Annotated in this window: 19 protein-coding genes, 2 tRNA genes and 1 riboswitch; of the genes, 10 read left to right on the forward strand and 11 right to left on the reverse strand. The window is 59.3% G+C overall.

Annotation, left to right across the window (positions count from 1 at the left end):
- Positions 1-121: 121 nt before the first annotated feature.
- From RI101_06805 to RI101_06815, 3 genes are all read right to left on the reverse strand, one after another.
- Positions 122-703, reverse strand: coding sequence for a DsbA family protein (locus RI101_06805; GenBank protein MEC4889757.1), 582 nt, complete (start codon positions 701-703; stop codon positions 122-124).
- 133 nt (positions 704-836) lie between these two features.
- Entirely contained in the window at positions 837-2,753 is a 1,917-nt protein-coding gene (locus RI101_06810; protein MEC4889758.1) for an ATP-binding protein, read from the reverse strand.
- Positions 2,750-3,991 (reverse strand): DUF3391 domain-containing protein, encoded by a 1,242-nt coding sequence (locus RI101_06815; protein MEC4889759.1) that lies wholly within the window; start codon positions 3,989-3,991, stop codon positions 2,750-2,752. The genes RI101_06810 and RI101_06815 overlap by 4 nt, the downstream gene beginning before the upstream one ends.
- A gap of 342 nt (positions 3,992-4,333) precedes the next feature.
- Positions 4,334-4,428: riboswitch (cyclic di-GMP riboswitch) on the forward strand.
- Positions 4,429-4,534: 106 nt separating this feature from the next.
- Here RI101_06815 and RI101_06820 point away from each other — a divergent pair.
- A complete protein-coding gene (locus RI101_06820; GenBank protein ID MEC4889760.1) occupies positions 4,535-4,888 on the forward strand; it encodes a flagellar basal body rod C-terminal domain-containing protein in 354 nt (117 codons plus the stop codon).
- Positions 4,889-4,972: 84 nt separating this feature from the next.
- Positions 4,973-7,159 carry a radical SAM protein gene (locus RI101_06825; protein ID MEC4889761.1) on the forward strand — a complete coding sequence of 729 codons (2,187 nt, stop codon included), beginning with the start codon at positions 4,973-4,975 and terminating at the stop codon, positions 7,157-7,159.
- A 106-nt stretch (positions 7,160-7,265) separates the two neighbouring features.
- On the opposite strand, the gene RI101_06830 is transcribed toward RI101_06825, so the two are convergent.
- Positions 7,266-7,901, reverse strand: a complete 636-nt coding sequence (locus RI101_06830) for a peroxiredoxin (protein MEC4889762.1) — start codon at positions 7,899-7,901, stop codon at positions 7,266-7,268.
- A 230-nt stretch (positions 7,902-8,131) separates the two neighbouring features.
- On the opposite strand from RI101_06830, the gene RI101_06835 reads away from it, so the two are divergent.
- Both RI101_06835 and RI101_06840 read left to right on the forward strand, forming a co-directional pair.
- Entirely contained in the window at positions 8,132-8,566 is a 435-nt protein-coding gene (locus tag RI101_06835; protein ID MEC4889763.1) for a DUF5069 domain-containing protein, read from the forward strand.
- 102 nt (positions 8,567-8,668) lie between these two features.
- Positions 8,669-9,031, forward strand: coding sequence for a pentapeptide repeat-containing protein (locus RI101_06840; protein MEC4889764.1), 363 nt, complete (start codon positions 8,669-8,671; stop codon positions 9,029-9,031).
- Between the two features lie 58 nt (positions 9,032-9,089).
- Here RI101_06840 and RI101_06845 read toward each other — a convergent pair whose 3' ends face one another.
- The 5 genes from RI101_06845 to rph form a co-directional block, all read right to left on the reverse strand.
- Positions 9,090-12,005: a DUF748 domain-containing protein gene (locus RI101_06845; protein MEC4889765.1), complete on the reverse strand. Its 2,916-nt coding sequence runs from the start codon at positions 12,003-12,005 to the stop codon at positions 9,090-9,092.
- Between the two features lie 24 nt (positions 12,006-12,029).
- A tRNA-Arg gene (locus RI101_06850) sits at positions 12,030-12,106 on the reverse strand.
- Between the two features lie 66 nt (positions 12,107-12,172).
- Positions 12,173-12,249: transfer RNA gene (locus RI101_06855), tRNA-Pro, on the reverse strand.
- On the reverse strand, positions 12,240-12,857 hold the full coding sequence (locus RI101_06860; GenBank protein ID MEC4889766.1) for an XTP/dITP diphosphatase: 618 nt from the start codon (positions 12,855-12,857) through the stop codon (positions 12,240-12,242). The genes RI101_06855 and RI101_06860 overlap by 10 nt, the downstream gene beginning before the upstream one ends.
- A 10-nt stretch (positions 12,858-12,867) precedes the next feature.
- Positions 12,868-13,611 (reverse strand): ribonuclease PH, encoded by a 744-nt coding sequence (rph, locus tag RI101_06865; GenBank protein ID MEC4889767.1) that lies wholly within the window; start codon positions 13,609-13,611, stop codon positions 12,868-12,870.
- A 467-nt stretch (positions 13,612-14,078) separates the two neighbouring features.
- Between rph and RI101_06870 the strand changes: the two genes are divergently transcribed.
- Both RI101_06870 and RI101_06875 read left to right on the forward strand, forming a co-directional pair.
- Positions 14,079-15,224: a response regulator gene (locus RI101_06870; GenBank protein ID MEC4889768.1), complete on the forward strand. Its 1,146-nt coding sequence runs from the start codon at positions 14,079-14,081 to the stop codon at positions 15,222-15,224.
- 127 nt (positions 15,225-15,351) lie between these two features.
- Positions 15,352-15,858: a hypothetical protein gene (locus RI101_06875; protein MEC4889769.1), complete on the forward strand. Its 507-nt coding sequence runs from the start codon at positions 15,352-15,354 to the stop codon at positions 15,856-15,858.
- 48 nt (positions 15,859-15,906) lie between these two features.
- On the opposite strand, the gene metH is transcribed toward RI101_06875, so the two are convergent.
- Positions 15,907-19,605 (reverse strand): methionine synthase, encoded by a 3,699-nt coding sequence (gene metH, locus RI101_06880; protein MEC4889770.1) that lies wholly within the window; start codon positions 19,603-19,605, stop codon positions 15,907-15,909.
- Positions 19,606-19,751: 146 nt separating this feature from the next.
- Here metH and RI101_06885 point away from each other — a divergent pair, with 146 nt between their 5' ends.
- Positions 19,752-20,522 carry a hypothetical protein gene (locus RI101_06885; protein MEC4889771.1) on the forward strand — a complete coding sequence of 257 codons (771 nt, stop codon included), beginning with the start codon at positions 19,752-19,754 and terminating at the stop codon, positions 20,520-20,522.
- Between the two features lie 57 nt (positions 20,523-20,579).
- On the opposite strand, the gene RI101_06890 is transcribed toward RI101_06885, so the two are convergent.
- Positions 20,580-21,158 carry a DUF4124 domain-containing protein gene (locus RI101_06890; protein ID MEC4889772.1) on the reverse strand — a complete coding sequence of 193 codons (579 nt, stop codon included), beginning with the start codon at positions 21,156-21,158 and terminating at the stop codon, positions 20,580-20,582.
- 153 nt (positions 21,159-21,311) lie between these two features.
- On the opposite strand from RI101_06890, the gene RI101_06895 reads away from it, so the two are divergent.
- The 3 genes from RI101_06895 to RI101_06905 all read left to right on the forward strand — a co-directional run bounded on the left by RI101_06895 (position 21,312) and on the right by RI101_06905 (position 23,781).
- Positions 21,312-21,755, forward strand: a complete 444-nt coding sequence (locus RI101_06895; protein ID MEC4889773.1) for a hypothetical protein — start codon at positions 21,312-21,314, stop codon at positions 21,753-21,755.
- A 27-nt stretch (positions 21,756-21,782) separates the two neighbouring features.
- Positions 21,783-23,417 carry a phosphoenolpyruvate mutase gene (gene aepX, locus RI101_06900; GenBank protein MEC4889774.1) on the forward strand — a complete coding sequence of 545 codons (1,635 nt, stop codon included), beginning with the start codon at positions 21,783-21,785 and terminating at the stop codon, positions 23,415-23,417.
- A gap of 82 nt (positions 23,418-23,499) precedes the next feature.
- A complete protein-coding gene (locus RI101_06905; protein ID MEC4889775.1) occupies positions 23,500-23,781 on the forward strand; it encodes a hypothetical protein in 282 nt (93 codons plus the stop codon).
- Positions 23,782-23,841 lie beyond the last annotated feature (60 nt).

A 23,841-nucleotide genomic window follows, 5' to 3' on the forward strand; every position in this document is an offset into this window, starting at 1 on the left:
GCTCACCCTACCATGTTCCTCTTGCAGGATCAGCCCACCAATGACGGGCCGGCATTCGGCTCTACTCGACCGGGCTCTAATACTCACGACCCGATAGCCGGAGGCACAGAATACGGAGAGGTCAAACGAGCCGGACAAATCGCACCACCTCCGAGGCCCGGACGAACCCGACCAATTGCGCTCCATCCGGCCCCACCAGCAGAGGCACGCCGGATTGCCCCGTCTGCCGCCACTCATCATCCCATCGGTCTACCGTCTGCAGCACCTCCGCAGAAGCATCCTGCAGATCCTCTTCGGTCACCCCCGCGCAACTCCTGAGCAGGGCAGGATCCGAGAGATCGGCTCCGTCTCTCCAGAAAGCGCCATACAGCGCGCGCACCAGCGATTCCCCCTGCTGCCGATCGCGTGCGAGCACGGCTGCCGCCGTACGAATCGCCGCCCGCGTGTTGGGCTTCCCGCCCGGCACCGTAATGGGCAACGCCGGCGCGAGCCGCCCGACCATCGCCACTTCCTGACGAAGCTCCGCGTGCATCGCGCCCGCCCATTTCGCCATCGGCACCGGCAAATACGGGGCATGCTGGACGCCCCGCCACTCCACCTGTTCGGCAAGTCCCAACTCCCATAACTGCTCATGCATCGCATAGCAGAAGGGGCAGTTGAAGTCGCTGTAGAGCACCACCCGCTGTGTTCCTCCATTCGGCATCGCCATCTCCCCCTTGGGGTCTATTCTAGCTCGGCATACCCTAATGGAAACGGGCGCAGGAGGTCCATTCGATTGTTCCAATCGTCATGATTGAAGGCATCTATCGGGGGAAGACGGAAATTTCCGGCGTGGGCTATGGCGTCGGGCCTTCCAGAAAACGGTCGAGCATGGTTCGCAGCACCGTGAGCGTCACAGGCTTGGTCATCACGTCATCCATGCCGGCCTGCCGGCACCGGTCAATGGCATCCTGCGACACATGCCCGGTCAGCGCAATGATCGGCACCCGGGTGCCGCGCTCCTGTTCCCGCTGCCGAATCAAACGCGCGGCCTCATAGCCGTCCATCTCCGGCATGTCGCAATCCAGCAACACCGCGTCATACGAGGCGCAGGCCAGCATCTCGACGGCCTCCCGCCCGTTAGGCACCACCTCGACCTGATATCCGAGTTTCTGCAGGAATTTGCTCGCCACCACTTGATTGATCTCATTGTCATCGGCAACCAGGACTCTTGGCACGGCGTTCCGCCGGATCCCGCTGTCGGCAGGCCCGCCCACAGTCCGTTCGAGCGGCAGCGACAAGACCGTCGTATAGCAAAACGTGGTGCCCTGTCCGATCCGGCTCTGCACGGTGATCTCGCCATCCATCAGCTCCACCAGCTGGCGGCAAATCATCAGCCCGAGGCCGGTTCCGCCAAACCGGCGCGCCGTCGAGGCATCCGCTTGCGAGTAGGCCTGGAACAATCGCGCCTGCTGTTCCTCCGTCATGCCGATGCCGGTGTCCGTCACGCTCCATCTCAACAGCATCCGGCCCGCCATATCCCCGGTGGATTCAGGTTGTTCGACGGAAACCTCCACGCCACCCGTCTCGGTAAACTTGATGGCATTGCCGACGAGATTGAACAATAACTGCCGCAGCCGGACAGGATCGCCGCGCAGCTCCTGGGGAACGCCGGGCGCAACCTTGACCGCCAGCGCCAGGCCTTTCTGCCTGGCCAGCTCCGAAACCAGCGTGACCACATCCTCGATCAACGACCGCAGATCCACCTCCGCCGTCTCCAGCGTCAGCTTGCCCGCTTCAACCTTCGAAAAGTCGAGAATGTCATTCACCAGCCCCAGCAGGGCTTGGGCCGATCGCTCCATCGTCTGGATCAATTGCCGCTGGGACTCGGTCAAGGAGGTGTCTTGCAACAGTTGCGTGCAGCCCAGCACCCCGTTCATCGGCGTGCGCAGTTCGTGGCTCATCGTGGCCAGAAAAATCCCCTTGGCTCGGGCCGACTCCTCCGCCGCTTCCTTCGCCCGCCGCAAGGCGACGTCCGCCGTGATATCGAGGCCGTAAGCGCGGACTTGCTCCAATTCCCCGAGCGGAAAGAAGGACCAGGCAATGACGCGGCCGGCCACCGCATGCTCGATCCGGGCCGACGGGGCGCGCGCGCTCAGACAGTTGCGGAGAATGGCGGACAGGTTGGCCGGCAACACCGCCTCGACGCCGGTGTGGAGCGCCCCGCATTGCGTGATGAGCTCCACCATCGCGGCGTTCGCATACCGCATCGTCCCATCGGCCTCGAACTCGACAATCGGGTTCGGCGCATCCTCGGCCAGGTGTGCCACCCGCTGCACATCGCGCTGCGCCTCGATCGCGGATGTCAGATCGCGGCAGACAATCACCGCGCCGATCCGTCTGCCCCGCTGCAGGCGAGGCCAGAACGAGCTCGACAGTTCATAGTGGAGGTCGCCGCGCTTCCACAGGTGCGACACCAGCATCATGACTTCGCCTGTCTGCACCACATGCTCCACCGGACAGAGGGCCGGGGCGTGGTCTGCCGGCAACAGACAGCCCATCAGATCATGAAACGACAGGCCCAGCACCTGGCGCGTCCGGCCCACCATCTGTTGTGCCATGGGATTGAGGGCCAGAATGCGGCCCTCGCGATCGGTAAGAAACACACATTCCCCAGACGCCTCCAGAAGAAGCTGGGCATCCTCACGGGTCGGCATCCACGTGACCTCGCCGCCGTCCTGAGGCTCGTGTTGTGACGGAGAGGGAAGACTCATGCCGCGACCCGCCGCAAGATCGATTCGATATCGACATGCTCCCGCCTGGGGTCACGGACATCCTGAATGGCTCGCCCGCCTTCCCGCTCCCGGGAGAGATCCACCTCAACCGGCGGCGCGCACGAACGTCCATTGGAATCACGGAACAGATAAATCGTCGGCAAATGCGCCTTCCCCGGCGTGATGGCGCCCACCACTCCCCATTCGCCCGTATTCAAGACCACGATGCTATAGAGCGGATACACGCCGAGCGTCCGGATTAAATGCGCCACGCTCTCCTGCAAGGATTGCAGCCGCTGATAACGCTGATACAGCTGCGTCATCGCCTGGCCCGCCGACATTGGCGGCAGGCCGGACTGGCCGGTCAAGAGCTCATCGTACTGATCGGCTACGCCCACAATCCTGTGCGGCCGCTCTCGCCCAGCCGGCGGGACAGGCGATGGGTCTGATACCTCGCCCACGTCATGATGGTGCCGGAGCATGCACAGAATCACCTCATCGCTGATCCCGCTCTTTTCAAGAATCACAATCCCCTGACTCGGATGACTGTCATACAAGGCCGTTTGCGCCGCCGTCATCGTCTTGGTCCGTTTGATCAGGTTCCGGGGAAGCCGGATCAGGCCGATATCGTGCAGCAGCCCGCCCACTCCGATTTGCCGCAAGGCCTCGCGCGGATAGCCCAGGGCCTGTCCCAAAATAATCGAGAGCATGGAAACTGTGACTCCATGCTCATACAGGGTCGGATCGGATTCTTGCAGGCTGATCACGGCATAGCAGGCCGCTTGGCGCTCCAGAATCACGCCGATCATCTCTTCGACCAGCTGGCAGGCCTCCGTATATGACACCAGTCCGGTGGCCCGCGTTCCCTCGAAGAGCCGGTTCAGTCGGCCCATCCATTCAGTGCGCCGCTGTTTGGCCAGGGCCAAGTTTTCCGCCAGGACCACCGGGGTTTCTACGGTAGTATGCCTTGCTCCTATTGCCTCGGAAGATGCGGCTTGAGGATCCAGCCCCTCATTGGAAGATGCCGGCTGATGGCCGTCTGACCCCACGGCCTCCAGCCCCTGGTCGGTATCGATCGTCACCTCTGCGACGCCGGCTCGACGGAGGCTCTCGATATCGGCGCTGTCGCGGACCTTGAAGTGATGTCGTAAAAATGGTGTGAGAAGCCAGGAGCGATCGATCCCGATCACATACATCCCGACCCTCAGCTCATGCAGCGGGATCCGCCGTTGTGCCATGCGCTATTCGCACTCCATTAAATACACGAACGTATTCACTTACATTATCGGCAAGTGCGACCTAACCTTAACTTCCAGTACAGGCCGGACCGGTCGGTTTCTGTTCGAGCCTGTCGGTTACACCTGGTTCTTTCACGCGCCATCGTATCGCACGAAACTTTTTTGACCTGGAATAGCTCGGCAGACCAGACTGAGACCGCCGGCGGCGGCCTTTTCTCAGACTCTCATCCTATTGTTCCCTGTTCGGCTCTCTCTCAGGCTGTTGTGGGCGAATAGGTGCCGGCAGTTTCTGCTATACTGATGACTGTCGGGAGTGGATCGGATTCTGAGATCGTTCCCGGCGCGTGACAAAGGCAAACTGCCCGAGAGGGCAGGACGCAAAGCCAAGGGACCTAACCAGGAACGGACGATGTTCCAGGGTCAGCCTAGCCGCCACAACTGTATCCGCCTCGCAGACGACTGGCGCGCCAGCTCACTTCTGGATCTTCTCCCTCCTCCCCGGCGTCACGCATATTCACCGTGTGGTTCGATGGGAGGTGCCGTATGATGTCCGCCATAGATACTGCGCTGTCTGGAATGGCCGCCTTTTCGAAAAAAATCGAAGTGACGGCGCACAACGTCGCCAACGTCAATACCGACGGCTTCCACAAGTCTCGAACCGAGTTCGTGGAACTGAAAACCGGCGGTGTGCTGCCGGTCGTGCAAAAAGACGACTCGGCCGGTCCTGCCGTCCTCAAGGACACCGGCTATGGAGCGGCTCAAGTCGAATTGTCCAATGTCGATCTCGGAGAAGAAGCGGTCAGCCAGATCATCGCGCAACGCGGCTTTGAAGCGAATCTCAGCACGCTGAAAACCGCCAATGACATGCTCGGGAGCATCTTAGATATCAAGAAATAGCCGGCTCGACGGTCGGGCATACGTCCTCTGGCCTGCCGGATGCCCACATAGCAATCCCGTTCGCCTCTATGCTATGTGGACACCATGAACCAGCCGCATGTCCTGCTCCTGACGCCCCCGCTCACACAACTGAATACCCCCTATCCCGCGACCGCCTATCTGACGGGGTTCCTGCGATCGCAGGGGATCCCCTGCGATCAAGCCGATCTCGGCATCGACATGGTGCTCAGGCTGTTCTGCCGGGAGGGCCTGACCTCTGTCTTCACCGCCATCCGGCAGCGGCAGGATGATCTCCCCGGTGAAGCGCAACAGATGCTGGCCCTTGAACAGGCCTACCTGAACGCCATCGATCCGGTCATTGAGTTTTTGCAGGGACGGAATCCTTCGCTCGCACCGCTCCTGGCGCGAACCGGTGTCTTGCCGCAAGGCCCCCGCTTCGCCGGACGAACCGGAAAGACAGCCCGCTCGCGCAGCCTGTCCGAGCTCGATCGCGCCAAGCAATTCGCCACGTTCTTTCTCGAAGACCTGGCCGACCTCATCCAAGCCACCGTCTCTCCGCAATTCGCCTTGAGCCGTTATGCGGAGCACATTGCCCGCTCGGCCTCCTCCTTCGACACCATCCTCACGGCACTGGCCTCCGCCCCGACCTTGACCGACCGGTACATGCTGGACGCGCTCTGGCACCACCTCGACCGCGTCAGCCCCTCCCTGATCGGGCTCACCGTCCCCTTTCCCGGCAACCTGTACGGGGCGTTTCGTGTGGCGCAGGCAATCAAGTCGCAACGGCCTGAGATGATCGTCGCGCTCGGGGGAGGCTATGCCAATACGGAGCTCCGGCGCATCAGCGATCCCCGCGTGTTCGACTATGTGGACTATGTCACGCTCGACGATGGCGAACGTCCGCTGCTGTCGCTGGTAGAACATCTGGCAGGAACACGGCCGCGCACGCAGCTCTGCCGGACCTTCTATCGGGAGAAGGGACAGGTGGCCTTCTCCGATAGCCCATCCGATCACGATTTTCGCATGGGAGAAGCAGGCTGCCCAACCTACAGCGGGCTGGCCCTGGACCGCTATCTCTCGATCCTGGACAGCGTCAATCCCATGCATCGCCTCTGGTCGGAAGGCCATTGGAACAAACTCACCGTCGCGCACGGCTGCTATTGGAAACAATGCACCTTTTGCGATGTCGGGTTGAACTACATCAGCCGCTACGAGATGACGCCGACCGACCGGCTCATTCAGCACATCGAGCGCCTGATCGCCGAAACAGGCTGCCGCGGCTTTCACTTTGTGGATGAGGCCGCGCCTCCCGCCGCGTTGAAAGCGCTCGCCTTGGCCCTGCTTGAACGGGGACTGACGATTTCCTGGTGGGGCAATATCCGGTTTGAAGAGGCCTTTTCACCCGACTTGTGCCGCCTGCTGGCCGCCTCCGGCTGCATCGCCATAACAGCCGGTCTCGAAGCGGCGTCGGACCGCCTGCTGGAGAAGATCAAGAAAGGCATTACCGTCGATCAGACCGCGCTGGTCGCCGCCGCTTTCAAAGACGCCGGCATTCTCATTCACGCCTATCTGATGTACGGCTGCCCCTCCGAAACGGTTCAAGAAACCGTGGACTCATTGGAACGCGTCCGGCAATTGGTGTCAGCCAATCTCATTCAATCCGCCTTTTGGCATCGCTTCACCGCCACCGCCCATAGTCCGATCGGCCTCAATCCCGCGGCTCACGGATTACGCATTCTTGGGCCGGCTTTTCAGGGCTTTGCCGAAAACGACCTCCAGCACCGGGATCGCCGCGGTGCCACTCCGGAGTGGCTGGGCGAAGGGCTCCGGCGGTCTATGCTCAATTATCTCGAAGGGCGAGGACTCACGCTGGACGTCCGTGAATGGTTCGATCAGCCCGTCCCCAAACCCTGTGTGTCTCCGGCCTGGATCAGGCGGCTGCTCAACAATCGTATGGTGGCCGATCATCCCCAGGCAGAGCGACGATTCGTATGGCTCGGCGGAGAGCCGGTCTGCCAACCGGTCGGGAAAAGAACCAGGCTCATTCTTCCGGGGCGTGCCAGCGATCACACCATCCTCCTGGCCAGCCAAGAAGCCGAGTGGCTCTACCAGCTTATTCAACGCTCGACCCCTCGCAGCACCCCTATAAGCTCCTACCCCCCGATGAAAGAAACAAGTGCGACATTTCCGGGAACCGCAATGGAGTTCGAGCGCTTCCTCGATAGTTCACGCTGGCAGCAGGCCCGCGCTGCCGGTCTGCTGCTGGTTTAAAACCGGGGGCAATCAACCTGCCAAATCCCTGAGTCTTGCCGGCCAGAAATAATAAGGGCGGGAGAGGCATCGCCCCTCCCGCCCTCATGCACTGTCCGACAGTGAACTACTTGTTCGGTTGCGGCGTGTATCGGAGATAGGGCTTCACGACCTTGAATCCTTTGGGGAACAACGTCTTGGCTTCTGCATCATTCACCGCGGGGGTAATGATGCAATCCTCCCCATCCTTCCAATTGGCCGGCGTGGCAACCTTGAACTTTGATGTCAGCTGAAGAGAGTCGATCACGCGCAGCAATTCATCGAAATTTCGCCCGCATGACGCAGGATAAGTCAAGGTTAACTTGATCTTTTTATCTGGACCGACAATAAAGACCGATCGAACGGTCATATTATCGATCGCGTTGGGATGAATCATGTCGTAGAGCGTGGCGACCTTCTTATCGGGATCGGCGATGATCGGATAATTCATCGTCGTATTCTGGGTCTCATTGATGTCGTTGATCCATCCCTTATGGGAATCCAACGGATCGACGCTGACGGCGATGACTTTTACGCCCCGCTTTTTAAATTCCGGGGTGATCTTGGCCACCGTTCCAAGCTCCGTCGTGCATACTGGCGTATAATCTTTCGGATGAGAGAAAAGAATCCCCCACCCGCCATTCAGCCACTCATGGAAATTGATTGTGCCTTCCGTCGTTTCCGCCGTAAAATTCGGCGCCTCATCTCCCAAGCGCAAAGCCATGCTCAACTCCTTTCAATGATAATCGGGGACCCCTTCCCCGCTCTCACTGCCCTATTCCCCCGTACCTTACTGACTTCCCTCCGGGAAGCGCAAGCCCTCCCAACCCTACTCTCCCGGCCATTCAGTTATCGTAGGGACCGTCGGCCACCATTGCGAAAAACGAACCGTAAAGATAGGATACCTTTCATTGATATGTCACGCCGGAACCAAATAGTAGGAAAGGCCGAGCCATGCCTACTGAATACCCACGGAGCCCCAAAGCCTTGCTCGGTGGATTAGCCCATCTTGGCCGGCTCTTCGATAAGATTCGAATGCGCCAGAAGGGGCAGATTCAGGGCTACAATTACCTCACCGTTGGATTCGACAAAGATCTGCTCGACTTTCTCCAACTTGACGGGACCGCTGTGGAGGAACGTGTGCGCCAGGGAGGAACGGATCAGGAACTCCTGGCCTGGGTGCAGTCGATCGCCAGGCCCCTCTCAGACGAAGACATCCGCCAATGGAACGAACGGATCCTGACCGGACAGCCGCAGGACGAAAGCGCCAGAATTCGCTACCATCGGCGCCTGGAGGAAATTGCCAGGAAACGCGGCATCCCCGTCAGCCGCCTGCCTCCGATTCATACCTGGGCCGAGGCGATCGACTTGGACGAAGGCCGTCTCTAACACCACGGCGACCAGGATATGGCGGCTTCCGGCCCAACCCTCCTTTAGAATCCATCCGTTCCATCCGATAAAGACGTACGCCCACACGCCCAGGGGGATTTTATGGACAACACCAAACCCACAACGCCGGGACTCCGCATGTCGAATGACCCGATGTATAAGTTGTTGCGGGAAGGCTGTATCAAGGAATTCAACGTCAAGAAAGCCGCCGGCGATACATGCGATTTGCGCAGTTGCGACTTGCGCGGACTCGATCTTCGAGGTCTGGATGCGGCCGGCCTCGATTTCAGTGACTCCTACTTCCGGCAATCCGACCTGCGAGGGATCGACTTCAGCCAGTCCAACCTGCGGGGCGCGTCGATCAACGCCTGCAAGATTTCCGGGGTGCTCTTTCCCGCGGAACTGTCCGCTTCAGAAATCGAACTCTCTCTGCTCCAGGGCACGCGCATGCGCTATTTGAAATAGGTTCGAGCGGGACTTGCCTGCCGGTGCAGTGTCAGGAAGGGCGTTGTCCGGAACGAAGCTAGCGTGCGGCAAGATTGAGGTCCGTCTGCACGGTCGTGCCTGTCCCTTCTTTCAACGCGGCTTCAACGAGAAATATCCTGGCCTCCCCAATCTCCCCCTCTTGTATCAGCCACTCCCGGATTCGTTCCGCTCGTTCCCGCGCCAAGAGGCGCAAGGCGGCCTCTTCAACAACCATGGCCTCCAGCAACCGGGCCTTCATCTCCGACACCGAAGGCGCTGGCTTCTCAGATGCGCCCGCTGACGGAAACTGCTGCGCAAACCGGGCGGCGACCAAAGAGGCTTCTTCTTCCGCTGGAAGCGGGGAATCCGGTTTTACCTCCCGATCAGAACCTCCGGCTTCCTTCAATTTGGCCTGACGCAATTGCTCCCGTAATTGCCTCTCGGCTAGAACCCGTCGATCCGCTTGCCGATCAGCCGCGCCGGTGATGTCGAGCGACAGCCCTGGCCGTTCCGTCAGCACGGTGACCAGCGCGGCCAGCTTCTTGGTCTCTGCCTCCCCCCATTCGCTACGCCCTGCCGGAAACTCGACAAAGCGGAGTTCATCACCGCTCCCTCCTATGAGTGCGCCGACCAGAGACAGCGGGGACGTCGCCACTTTCCCCAGAAGATTGAGCAGCGTATTCAACAGCACCCGACCGTATTTGAAGTCCGGGTCGTCCAAGTTTCCACGCACCGGCAAATCGACATCGATCTGCCCCTTGCGATCCTTGAGCAGGGCCACGGCCAGCGGCACCGGCAGCGAGGTGGCATCAGGACTCTCCGTCTTGCCGCCAAAGGTCAGCTGATCGATTAGGACCTTGTTCTCCCCGGCCAATTCCTTCTTGGCAATTTTATAGGCCAGATCGAGAAACAGCTTGCCCTTCGTGATCGGATACCCGGCGTATTTCCCCGCATAGGAAGACGCCGCCAGAAGATCGACGTTCTCGAACTTGACGGCGAGATCGGTATAGGCATCCTCGCTCAGCGGATTGATCTGCCCCTTGATCTGCAGCGGCGCCACCCGATCCACCTTTCCCGTTAACAGGACCTCGGCCTTCGCCAGTTCGCGTGAGGACAAACCTTTGATGCTGCCCGTCAATTCGCTGATCCCCACTTTCACCGCCGGCTGAATCGACCGGTCTCGAAATGTCGCTGAGGCGTTAATCAGTTTGACGGCTTCAATATTGACCGGAACCGGCTTGGCCGGCTTCTCAGGAGCTGGCTTCACCGGCTGAGCGGAGGACTCCAAGGGAGGGTGCTTGGCGATCTGCGCCAGATTCAACGTGCCATCCGATTGCACCACCAACGAGACGGCAGGCTCTTGCAGCACGACTTCGCCGATCTTCACGGATGTCGGCTCGACGTCCAAGACCACACGGTTCAATCCCAGACGCCTCCATGACAGCAGTTCATCAAAGTCCTGGCGATCGGTGATCGACACCCGGTTTACTGCGAGATTGCCCTGATACGTCAGGAAGGGACTGCGGCTATGTTCTTTCGCAATATGGAGCTTGCCGCCAAGCTCCAGCACGCCATCCCGAACATCGATGTCGGCGAACGGGTCAAGATAGGGCTGAAACGGGCGCAACCCCACCTCCTTCACATTGAGATCAAGATCAGCCGTCAAGGGATCGACCGTCACTGAGCCCTTCGCGCCGACCCGGCCCGCTTGATTCAGCTTGAAAGCCACATCCACGCCAAGCGCCTGCCGCAACGGCAGCTTCAAGCCCTTCACCGTCAAGTCGAACCCGTCGATCTCCAGATGGCTCGGCCGCTCCAGCGTTCGATCCTCGAAGATTGCCCGATAATTATTCAGCACCACCTCTTTGATATCGATCGACCAAGGATGCTCCGGCGCGGCCACTGCGGCCGCCTCCGTCTGTTGCTTTCCGGCCGCCCGTTCCGGTTCACCCGATGCGGCAAACAGCTGCTGGTAATTCAGCACACCACCGGGATTGATCCAGACCTCGAACCGCGCCCCGGCAGAATGCACATGCACCGCCGCCACCTGTTTCTTGAGCACATCCACGCCCAGCCCATCGATCGCGAACGACGGAATCGACACCACCGGAGCATCAGCGCCTTTTTCCCCGATCGCAAGATCGATGATCGAGAGCGTCCCGTCGCTGACGACGATATTCGGGGCCTCGCCCTTCAGATCGATATGATACTGGCCCCCGATCGACAGCTGTCCCTGGCGCACCTCAAACCCAACCCGGTCCTGCACATATTGCGCGAGCGGCCTCAGGCGAACGCCGCTCAGGCTCAGCTTCCCGTCCGACTCCACCGGCTCCAGCGATACCCGCCCTTCCCATGCGAGCGATTCGCCTTTCCCAATTTCTGCGGTGAAGGCATAGGCATTTTCGCCCCCTCGTACGGTCGTAAAATTGCGGAGCGAGATCTGAATCGGCACGATACTCAGCTCGAACGGCTTCGGCTTGGACTCATCTCGAAACTCGACGATCCCACGCTCGATCGTCAGCAGCCCGATTTCCAGCGGGACAGACGCCCCCCCGCCGCTCGGTTTCTTGCTTCCTCCCGCTGCCTCCGCCCCTGGCTGGGGCGGAGGCAGGAGCCCAAGAAGATTCATCTTGCCCTCAGCGGAGACCTTCATCGAGACAAACGGCATCACCAGGCGAATCTCCTCGAAGGCATAGGCCCTGAGAAGCAGCGTCTTGGCATGGACATTCACGGAGAACTGCTCGAACCCGAGGAGAGGCGTTTGGTCCGGCTCGCGGATTTCCAGCCCGTCTATCGTCAATGCCAAGGTAAAGGGGTTGAACGCGACATCCTTCACCGACACCGGATGGCGAATCTTCTCCGCCACGGCAGGAACCGCATACTGTGTGATGAGGTATGGGACGGCAAGAAATCCGATGAGGCTGTACAGGAGGAGCGCACCCGCTAGACTGGCAACAATCCGTGGACGCAGCATTCAACCCATGCCCAATTCGTCAGGTGGTGCGCCCGGCTGGAATCGAACCAGCGACCCTCAGCTTAGAAGGCTGATGCTCTATCCGACTGAGCTACGGGCGCTCAACACAAACGGTGCCTCTCCCGTCGCCACAACATATGAGGCTCCGGGTCCGAGCAAGCTTGGTTTGGTCGGGGCGACAGGATTTGAACCTGCGACATCCTGCTCCCAAAGCAGGCGCGCTACCGGGCTGCGCTACGCCCCGACGATCAATGCTGACTGACACGACCGCAAGATGGCCTTGGCTTGCAGGAACGCCTTCGCTCGATGGCTGATCTGATTCTTCTGCTCGGCCGTGATGTCCGCGAGCGTGGCCCCCACCTCGGGCACAAAAAACACCGGATCATATCCGAATCCGCGCGATCCGCTGGCTGAATCCGTGATGTATCCGTCCAGCACTCCGCGAGTCACCTGCACGGCTTCACCCGGCACGGCAATCGCCGCCACCGTGACGAACCTGGCGGTCCGCTTGTCGCGCGGCACCCCGGCAAGTTCCTGAAGCAGTTTCCGGCAATTATCCTCATACGTGGCATCTTCGCCGGCATACCGCGCGGCATAGACGCCGGGCCTGCCGCCCAAGGCCTCGACTTCGAGGCCCGTATCATCAGCCACCGCCGGGAGGCCTGTGGATTGGGAAATCACCGTGGCCTTCTTGATCGCATTGGCCTCGCAGGTCGCCCCGTCTTCTTCGACTTCCGGCGCATCCGGAAAATCCGCCAGCGTGCGAATACGGATGTCCAGGTCGCCGAGCAAGGCCGCCAGCTCTTCTCCCTTATGCCGATTCCTGGTGGCGAGCACCAACTCTTTGATCACGAGCGCCTCGTTAATCCAGCGAGCCGATCAATTCTTTTTGAATCGCGGTCAGACGCTGAATCGCCTGCCAGCCCAGATTCAGGAACTCGTCCATATCCTGCTTGGCAAAAGGGGTTCGCTCAGCGGTCCCCTGCACTTCCACATACCGGCCTCGGCCGGTCATGACCAGATTCATATCCACTTCGGCCATTGAGTCTTCGGTATAGGCAAGATCGACCATCACTTCCCCCCCGACCTTTCCCACGCTAATCGCGGCAAGGTAATCGGTCAGTGGAATGCGCTTGATCAAATCCTTCTTTTTCAGAACCGCAAATGCGTCGGCCAGCGCGATGAAGGCGCCGGTAATGGAGGCCGTTCGGGTCCCGCCATCGGCTTGAATCACGTCACAATCGATCCAAATGCTGCGTTCCCCCATCTGCGTCATATCCGTGACGGAGCGCAATGCGCGCCCAACCAGCCGTTGAATCTCAAGGGTTCGTCCCCCCTGCTTGCCTTTTACCGCTTCCCGCGACGTCCGTTCGTGGGTGGCGCGAGGAAGCATCGAATACTCCGCCGTCACCCATCCGCTCCCCTTCCCTTTCATGAACGGCGGCACTTTTTCCTCGATCGACGCGGTGCAAATAACCTTGGTATCGCCCATTTCGATCAGCACCGATCCCTCGGCATGTTTCGTAAAGTTCCGAGTGACCTTGACCGGTCGATGCTGGTCTTTCCGACGTCCGTCAAAACGTACTAATCCAGACACTGCGCTCATCTCAAGCTCCCATCAGCAGAAAGTAAGGTTGGGATTATAGTGGAGCGTCTGGGAAAGCGCAAACCAACTGCACATCGGTTGCGCATGCGGACTCCGCTCCGTTCCTATCCATTTGTGCGGCGATTCGACATCCTGGCTGCCGTTCTCTGTACAAAAATGCGACTCCCCAAACTGTTTTGTTCGCCCCTGACTGAGACCCCAGACCTCTCCACTCATAAATTCGGCCAGCCGAAACAATCAGCCTCTCGGAGACAGCACAACACCGCATCAAAGCAATGGATTTGCATCGTGGCCCGTGCTGGAGTCAGACGGTTTCACGGGGTGCGATCCGCTCTCATACGCAGCCAAACGGCACAAAAGATGCACTAATATTTTTACATCCCGAGGCTCAAGAGTCGAGGCAAAAAACCGATAAGAGATCTACGATTACAAACCATTTCCACCCGAACACCATTCCCTCATTCACCATGACCACATTACTTGCCCAAGACGCACCACAGGCCCTTCTTGAAAATCGGAAGATTCTGGTGGTCGATGACGAAGAACCCATCCGCCGGCTCATCGGCTATCTGCTCCAGACTCATGGCTATACCGTCACCCTGGCGGCCGATGCCCGTGAAGCCCGGCAGCTGCTGGACAAAGAGCCCTATGCCCTCATGCTGTGCGACGTGAACATGCCGGGTGAATCCGGCATGGATCTGGTTCGCACCATCTTGGAAGAACATCCCCATACCGCGACGATCATGGTCACAGGACTGGACAGTTCCGTCCTCGCCAATGCGGCGCTCGATATGGGCGCCTTCGGATACATCGTCAAGCCGTTTGAAACGAATGAAGTCCTCATCGATGTGGCCAACGCCCTGCGCCGCCGCAAACTGGAAATCGAAAATCGCTTCCACCGGGAACATCTTGAGGATCTCGTCCGCACCAGAACCATGGCCCTCCAGCAAGCCCTCGAATGGCTGGAACGCAGCGAGAAAGAACTGCGCCTGTCTCGTGAGGAAACCATTCAGCGATTGGCCATCGCGGCGGAATTCCGGGACCATTCGACCGCGCAACACATTCACCGCATGAGCCACTATTGCGAGTTGCTCGCCAAAAAGCACGGCCTGTCCGCCGAGCAGTGCGATCTCATCCGCACAGCAAGCCCCATGCACGATATCGGGAAAATCGGCACCCCCGACCAGGTGCTGCTCAAGCCGGGGAAATTTACCGCCGAAGAGTTCGACGTGATTTCGCAGCATGCGGAGATCGGCTACAAGATCCTCTCCGGATCCGATTCCGATCTGCTCAAAGTGGCCGCGACCATCGCCTGGACGCATCATGAGCGGTACGACGGAACCGGCTATCCGCGCAAACTGAAGGGAGAAGAGATCCCCATCGAAGGCCGCATCGCCGCCATCGCCGACAATTTTGATGCCCTGACCACCGCCCGGGTGTATAAACCCGCCTTTGACTTCGCCCATGCCCGCTCGCTGATGTTAAAAGAGCGCGGCACCCAATTCGATCCCGAACTCCTGGATCTCTTCCTCTCATGCGAAGAAGATCTGAGGCGCATCCACGATCACTACGCCGACAACCCCGCCAGCCAGGAGCTCCCGGACGTCGCGTAATCAGAATCTCCGCAATTCGTTGACCGTCTTTCCCCTCACCGATATACTTTTTTCAACTGCCGGCAGACCCGTGCCCGCGCCTGCTGCAGACTACCCCGCGTGTCCAGTTGATGAAAGGGTTCCCCTCATGGCCAAGAAAACCGCCTCGATTCGCGTTCGGTCCACCGCCAGAAACTGGATTGCCTATCTCTGTGAAGCCCTGGTCACCTCCGGCGTGATGCCGACATGGGAAGCGGCGACCTATCTCACGGAAAACCTGTTCGGCGAGAAACCCAATCCGCGCCTTTTAACCCCTTCGATCCCCTATGAAGCCACAGCGCAATTACTCCAGCGGCTCTACCAACCGATCGCCGAGGCAGCTACTCGGGACGCCAATCTCCCTGCGGCGGCCAAGCTCCATGTCTTTACTGACATCAGCCTGACCGGCAATACCGCCGTGCTCGTCGTCTATTTTCCAGGCCCGCATCAGACGCAGCATCTGCTCTTGCTCGATGCCGTGAAGGCCTGGGACTTGGTGTTTGCCGACGCCGAATCGTTCAATCGCTGGGCGGACGAGCGCTATCGGTCCATCCTCCAGGCCTTGCAGCGGGCCGTCGCGGAGGTCACCGACGACGTGCTGAGCACGGCGGTCTAAACGGCTCTCTTCCCGTAACACGGCACACAGTCCCGCTAGGATTACGGCTCAGCTGGCAGGCTCGTAATTCAAGTTCGGAGACAACCACCGTTCGATGGTGGCAAGAGGCAGGTTTTTCCGTCTGGCGTAATCCTCGACTTGATCCTTCCCGATCTTCCCAACCGCAAAATATTTGGCCTCCGGATGGGCGAAGTAGAAGCCGCTCACCGCAGCGGCCGGCAGCATCGCAAAACTCTCTGTCAGCGTGATACCGGCATGCTGTTCGGCCTGCAAGAGATCGAATAACAGCCGCTTTTCCGTATGGTCGGGACAAGCCGGATATCCGGGCGCGGGCCGGATGCCGCGATACTTCTCGCGGATCAGATCTTCACTGGACAGCGCTTCACCCTTGCCATACCCCCAAGCCTCACGCACCTGCTTATGGAGAAACTCCGCAAAGGCTTCAGCCAGCCGATCGGCCAAGGCCTTGGCCATAATGGAATTGTAGTCATCATGATCCCGGTCGAAGCGCCGGCATAGCTCATCCAAACCGATCCCGGCCGTCACGGCAAACGCGCCGAGATGATCCTGCCTGCCCGACTCGCCCGGCGCGACAAAATCAGCCAGGGCCAAGTTGGGATGCCCTTGCGGCTTTTCCGATTGTTGCCGCAGCGTGTGAATCGTCGTCAGGGCTTCTTTTCGGGACGCATCCCGATACAACACGATATCGTCACCGGCGCTGGCCGCCGCAAAGAATCCATAGACCCCTTTGGCCGTCAGGAGTTTCTTGTGGATGATCTCATCCAACAACCGGCGCGCATCCTCGTAGAGCTCCTTCGCCTTCCCCCCCACTGTCGCGTCATCGAAAATAGAGGGATAGCGTCCCTTCAACTCCCACGTGTGGAAGAACGGCGACCAATCGATATAGGGCACAAGGTCCGCCAATGACTGCTCAGTGATCGTGCGCACCCCGAGAAACGAAGGCGTAGGAATATCTACCGTCGTCCAATCGGTCTTCAAGCGGTTGGCTCTCGCCTGGGCGATCGGCAAAAGAGCCTTGGCGCCCTTGTCTTGATGCGCCTGGCGCATCCGTTCGTAGTCATCACGAACCTGTTGGACAAACGCAGGCTTCTGGGCAGGGCTCATCAGATTGCTGACGACCCCGACGGCCCGCGACGCATCCAGCACATGCACCACCGATGGGACATACGACGGCGCGATTTTCACCGCCGTGTGCGCCTTGCTGGTGGTCGCGCCGCCGATCAACAAGGGAACCGTGAAGCCTTCCCTCGTCATCTCCTTGGCCACGTGCACCATTTCGTCAAGCGACGGCGTAATCAGGCCGCTCAGCCCGACAATGTCCACCTTCAGCTCCTTTGCCGCAGCCAGAATCTTTTCACACGACACCATCACGCCCAGGTCGATCACCTCATAATTGTTGCATCCCAGCACGACGCCCACGATATTCTTCCCGATATCGTGCACATCGCCTTTGACCGTCGCGAGCAAGACTTTGCCCTGGGCTTGATAACTCCCCGTCCGTTTCTTTTCTTCCTCCATGAAAGGCATGAGATAGGCGACCGCCTTTTTCATGACCCGCGCACTCTTCACGACTTGCGGGAGAAACATTTTGCCCGAGCCGAACAAGTCTCCCACGACGTTCATCCCGGCCATCAGGGGGCCTTCGATCACGGACAACGGCTTCGGATACTTCTGCCGGGCCTCTTCCGTATCCTGATCGATATAATCCGTAATGCCCTTCACCAACGCATGGGAGAGCCGTTCTTCGACGGTGCCCTGCCGCCACTCATCATCCTTCACCGCCGCCTTGCCCTTCTGCTTCACCGTCTCGGCGAAGGCCACCAGCCGCTCCGTCGCATCCGGACGGCGGTTCAGCAGCACATCTTCCACCAGTTCCAGCAGATCCTTGGGAATTTCTTCATAGACCGCCAGCTGACCGGCGTTGACGATGCCCATGTCGAGCCCGGCTTTGATCGCGTGATACAAAAACGCCGCGTGCATCGCTTCGCGGACGACGTTGTTCCCACGGAAGGAAAAGGAGATGTTGCTGATGCCGCCGCTAACTTTGGCGCCCGGCAGGTGCTGCTTGATCCAGCGCGTCGCCTCGATGAAGTTCACGGCATAATTGTTATGCTCCTCGATCCCCGTGGCGACGGTCAGAATGTTGGGATCGAAAATAATATCGGTCGGCGGGACCCCCACCTGCTCCGTCAGAATCTTATAGGAACGCGCGCAGATCTCTTTCTTCCGCTCAAGCGTATCCGCCTGACCCTGTTCGTCGAACGCCATCACGACCACCGCGGCGCCGTAGCGCCGAACCAGCTTCGCTTGCGCGATGAACTTCTCTTCGCCCTCTTTGAGGCTGATGCTATTGACGACCGCCTTTCCTTGAATGTTCCTGAGGCCTGTCTCCAGCACCTCCCACTTGGAGCTATCGACCATGATGGGCACTTTGCAAATATCCGGCTCCGACGCGATGAGGCGGAGAAATTTCTCCATCGCCGCCTTCGAATCCAGCATGCCCTCGTCCATGTTGATATCGATGATCTGGGCGCCGCCCTCCACTTGCTGCCGCGCCACCGAGAGGGCCGCGTCATAATCGCCGGCCAGAATAAGCTTGGCAAAGGCCGGTGAGCCCGTGACATTGGTCCGTTCCCCGACATTCACAAAGTTGGAGTCGGGGCGGATCGTCACCGCTTCGAGGCCGCTCAACCGTGTGTACGGTTCAACCGTGGGAATCGCGCGCGGCGTCAGTCCCCGCACCGTCTCGGCAATCTTCTTGATATGGGCCGGGGTCGTCCCGCAGCACCCGCCCACGATGTTCAGCCAGCCGTTCTGCGCCCATTCGCGCAATTGAGGCGCGAGCGTATCCGGTGTTTCGGGAAATCCCGTCGGCAGAAGCGGGTTCGGCAATCCGGCATTCGGATGGGCGCTCAGATAGACCGGCGCGATCCGCGACAGTTCATCGATCAGCGGCCGCATCTCCTTCGGCCCAAGCGCGCAATTCATCCCGACGCTCAGCAAGGGCACATGGGAGATCGAATTCCAAAAGCCTTCGACGGTCTGCCCCGTCACCCCGCGATTGCTGCCAGCCTGGATGAAGGTGACCGACGCCATGATCGGGACGCGGCGGGCCCCTTCGTCGAACAACTGTTGAATCGCAAAGAACGCCGCCTTGGCATTCAGCGTATCGAAGATCGTTTCGACCAGGAGCAGATCGACGCCCCCGTCCAACAGCCCACGCACCTGGTCGCGATAGGCCGCAGCGAGTTCTTCATAGGTGGCGCCCCGCGCCGCTGGATTGTTGACGTCTGTCGAGATGGACGACGTCTTCGTGGTCGGACCGATCGCCCCGGCCACAAAACAGCGCCGCCCCGGCTGAGCCGCCTGCACGGTCTCGACCGCGCGCTTGGCGCACTCCGCCCCGGCCTTCGACAGCTCATAGCCCAGCGAGTCCATCTGGTAGTCCGCCAGTGAAACCGCCTGAGAGTTGAACGTATTGGTTTCGACGATGTCGGCGCCGGCTTCGAGATACTGCCGATGAATGTCTTCAATAATGGCGGGCTGCGTGAGGTTCAGCAGGTCATTATGCCCCTTCAGATCCTTCTTCCAGTCTTTGAACCGCTGGCCGCGGAAGGCCGCCTCATCCAGTTTCCGCTGCTGGATCATGGTGCCCATGGCCCCGTCCAGGACCAAGATGCGTTCCTTGAGAAGACGCTCGATATCCGAAAAGACTGCATTCGTCACGGTGTAGGTGTTCCTTATAGACATGAATGGCTTAAGCCGAGCGCTGATGATACTGGAAGCCCCGGTCACCAGCAAGACAACATTGCGATTTCTTGACAGACCTTCTCAGGCGCCGATACGATGACGGTGCCACAAGGAGGATCGCATTGCGTACCCGACACCGCTGGTACAGCCTGGCACTGCTGCTCTCTGCCCTCGTCCTTCCCCCCACGCTCTCAGCGGCCCCCTATTTCGAAGACGGCTTTCTCGGCTTGACGCAGAAAGAACTGCACGAACGATTGGGCATGCCGCAAGCCGTGCGGGACCGGAAATCCGCCCTGCGGGTCTTCACCTACTACCCCATCACCGACTGGCAGAAGTATTTCAGCAAATTGGTGTCGCCGGAAAACGGCGAGGACGTGTATACCTTCAAACGGAACAATATCGACGTACGCTATTCCTTCAGCTACACCATCGATCCCAATGACGCCAGCGACAATCGCCCGCTCTTTGTGCGCCTGGTGGACATCGAATTTTCTCCGCCCGTGCCGATTGCGCAAGTGCCTTCGCTGGTGCCGGAATTCAAACCTTCTCCCGAAGCAGGCTCCCCGGCCTTCCGCTCGAATATCTGGGTCCTGCTGTTCGAGGGGGCGCCCTCTCCCGCGGCCCGCTTTCTCATCAGAGAGAAAGGCAAGGAGCAGCTCGATTGGACTCTGACCTACCAACTCTTTTCCCTGCAAGGCCTCCCCGACCGGCTGACCACCAGCGCCACCGTCGATCGCATGGAAATCGGCACCCAAAGCCTGCAGCTCGTCACACAGCGGCAGCGCCATACCCACGAACCGATCATCAATCCCTATTCGCCTGAGTTTGCCGCGCAGGCAGCCCCATCGCCAGTTCAACGCAAACCAATCCCCATGCCCAAATACGCAGAATGAGCAGCGCAGCCTGCGGTAGATGCTTGGGGATATGTTGATGGGGTATTCCCTGGCCGGCTACTGGCCGGCTGGTTTGAGGCGATCCTGCTGGACTTGCCCGGCCGCAAGGGCTTTCTGTTTTAGGATGTCCGCCGGACCATCTTCGCTCACATACATCAGCAGCGGCGTCCCGATCCCGATGACCATGAGCAGGCCCAGCCCCAGCAGGCGCAGCATAGGACTCTTCGTCAGATACATGATGATCAGCAACACAACCGCTGCCCCGCCCGCATACGTCAGGATCTGAGACTGACTGGGACTGATACCTGAAAATTGAATGGATCCGATAGTCGGTGCGGATCGCGGCTTCATCGACGGCACCGTAATACCGAACCCCTGCACGGTCTCACGCACGGTCTGCTTCGCCACCTCGAATTTGGAGGGGGGGATCACCTGGGGATCGGCTTGTTCATGCGTCTGAACCTTCGCCCGGTACTTCTCGGGAATCGTGTCGGGCGAATCGGTCGCGTGCAGATTCCCCTGCTCGTCGAGATAGGAGTAGACCGTCCCGGCATAGGATAGAGTTGCCCCAAGACTGAGCAGCAAAAGACTAACCAGCACGCCTGTTATGAAATCTTTACGCACTTGAGGTTTCATCTCCCACCTCACTTGGCTGATTGAGCACCAGACCCCCGACAAGCCCAGCCGGCCTATCTCGCTGAAATTTCATGAGAACCCGCCAGGCTTGGCTTGACTCACCACACACCCCTTGTTAGCATGCACCGGCTTAAACCGGAAGAAATAACGACTATGGAACAGCCCCCCTCGACTATGGATCCCCTTGCCCTGGAACAGGAAGAACAGGCCTTTATCCGCCGGCCGCTTGTGCGCAAAGTCATCTATGCCTGCCTGGCCATCGCCTTCCTCTTGATGGTCGTCTGGCCGATGATCGTCCATTTCCAGGACCCTGATTTTTCAAAGCACATTGAGCAGCGCCGAGTGATGGCCGGCATGACGAAAGACCAGGTCCTCAAGTCCTGGGGCGGGCCGCAGACCATCAACACCTCCTTTACCGCCGACGGCCTCCGCCGGGAAGAATGGATTTTCGAAGATTGGATCAGCACCTCCGAGGTGAAGCACCGCTATCTCTACTTTGAGGAAGGCGTGCTCATCGGCGGGTGGTTCGAAGGCTCGGAGGAACGGAGTCCCATGAATGCACCAGTAGACTCTCCTCATCCCAAGATGGGTCGATAAACGAGCACTCACGGCAGGGACCCCATTATGAGTTCGACCCCCAATACCCGCACGACATCGCAATTCCGGAACCTGCTCCTGTCGGAACAGCTGGAGTTCATCTGCGAAGCCCACAACGGCCTAAGCGCCAAGATCGTCCAGGAAGCCGGATTCAAAGGCATTTGGGCCAGCGGCCTCTCGATCTCAGCCCAATTCGGCGTCCGCGACAATAACGAAGCCAGTTGGACCCAGGTGCTCGAAGATCTGGAATTCATGTCCGACGCCACCACGATTCCCATTCTCCTCGACGGCGATACCGGCTACGGCAACTTCAACAACATGCAGCGGCTCGTCCGCAAACTGGAGCAGCGCAAGATCGCCGCCGTCTGCATCGAAGACAAGCTCTTCCCCAAGACCAATAGCTTCATCAAGGGCGGCGCCCAGCCCATGGCGGACATGCACGAGTTCTGCGGCAAGATCAAAGCTGGCAAAGACGCGCAGACCGACCCCGACTTTTCCATCATCGCCCGTGTCGAAGCCTTCATCTGCGGCTGGGGCCTGGCGGAAGCCCTGCGGCGCGCCGAGGCCTATCATCAGGCAGGCGCCGACGGCATCCTGATTCACAGCGCCTTGTCGGTGCCGGACGAAATCCTGGCATTCAAACAGGAATGGGGCAATCGCTGCCCGGTCGTTATCGTGCCGACGAAGTACTACGCCACGCCGACGGACGTGTTTCGCCAGCATGGGTTTTCCGTCGTCATTTGGGCCAATCACATGCTCCGGTCTTCCGTGACCGCCATGCAGAAGACAGCGAAGACCCTCAAGGAGCAGGAGCACCTGCTCTCGATCGAAGACAAAGTCGCGCCGGTATCAGAAATCTTTCGGCTGCAAAACGCCGCCGAACTGCAAGAGGCCGAAGACCGCTATCTGCCCAAAGGGGCCGAAGACACCAGCGCGATTGTGCTGGCCGCCTCTCGGGGAAAAGAACTGGGCGAACTCACCGAACAACAGCCCAAAACGATGGTCAAGATCCAGGGCGCGCCCATCCTCTCCCACATCGTGGACGCCTACAACGCCGTGGGCATCAAGGATATCGTCGTCGTGCGCGGGTACAAGAAAGACGCGGTCACTCTGCCCAACCTGACCTACGTTGATAACGACGACTATGCCGACACCGGCGAGCTGGATTCGCTCCTCAAGGCCCTGAAGTCCAGAAAGGGACCGGCGCAGAGCACCATCATTTCCTACGGGGATGTCCTGTTCAATAAGTACATCCCTCAGTCGCTCTGTCAGGAGAACGATGACTGCGTGATCTTCGTCGATAGCAACTGGCAGGAACAGAGCAGCTACGCCCGCCTGGGCGGATTCGCCGAATGTTCCATTCCCAATTCCAGAAAAGCCTTCAACGCCAAGATCTATCTCAAGCAATTGGGAGCTGCGCTCCCCAAAGACTCCATCCACGGTGTCTGGATGGGCTTCCTCAAAGTTTCCCCCAGCGCCACCACCCTCATCACCGGCATCATTGCCGAACTCCTGGCAAAGCCCGATAACCGCAAAGCCGCCATCCCCCAGCTACTCCAAGAACTGCTGAAATGGAACTATCCCATCCGCGTCCTCTATACAGCCGGCCATTGGCTCGACATCAATAGCCTGGAGGATGTGGTGCAGGCGGGGAACTTTTGAAGGTTGATTACTTCTTCCCTCTGCCATGACTTATTCTACTTCACCAGATGCACACTCTCTCTGACGCCTTGAAGGATACACCATGAACCGAATACGACCAGAGCTGATCAAAGATAATCCGGCGGCCCCGCAACCCTATGTGAGCCCGAGGAGAAGCCGCACAAGCCCTCGTACTGTGTCGTCGGCACGGACCACAGCACAGGTCGGCATGAAAGAGGCGCTAAAGTTGTTGATGAGATCGGCGGAACGTTTCGTCGACAGCCTGCCGGCATCGATAAATAAGAACAAGGAACTGCCCGCGCTTCTGATTGCGATGACCCAGGCGGAACGGCTGCTATCGGCCAAACGGACGCCAGCGAAATAGGATGAATCTCGCAAGTGTCACTTCGACATCAGACAGGGCAGTCATAATGTGCCTGCCAAT

The sequence above is a fragment of the Nitrospira sp. genome, from assembly GCA_035968315.1.
Taxonomy (GTDB): domain Bacteria; phylum Nitrospirota; class Nitrospiria; order Nitrospirales; family Nitrospiraceae; genus Nitrospira_D.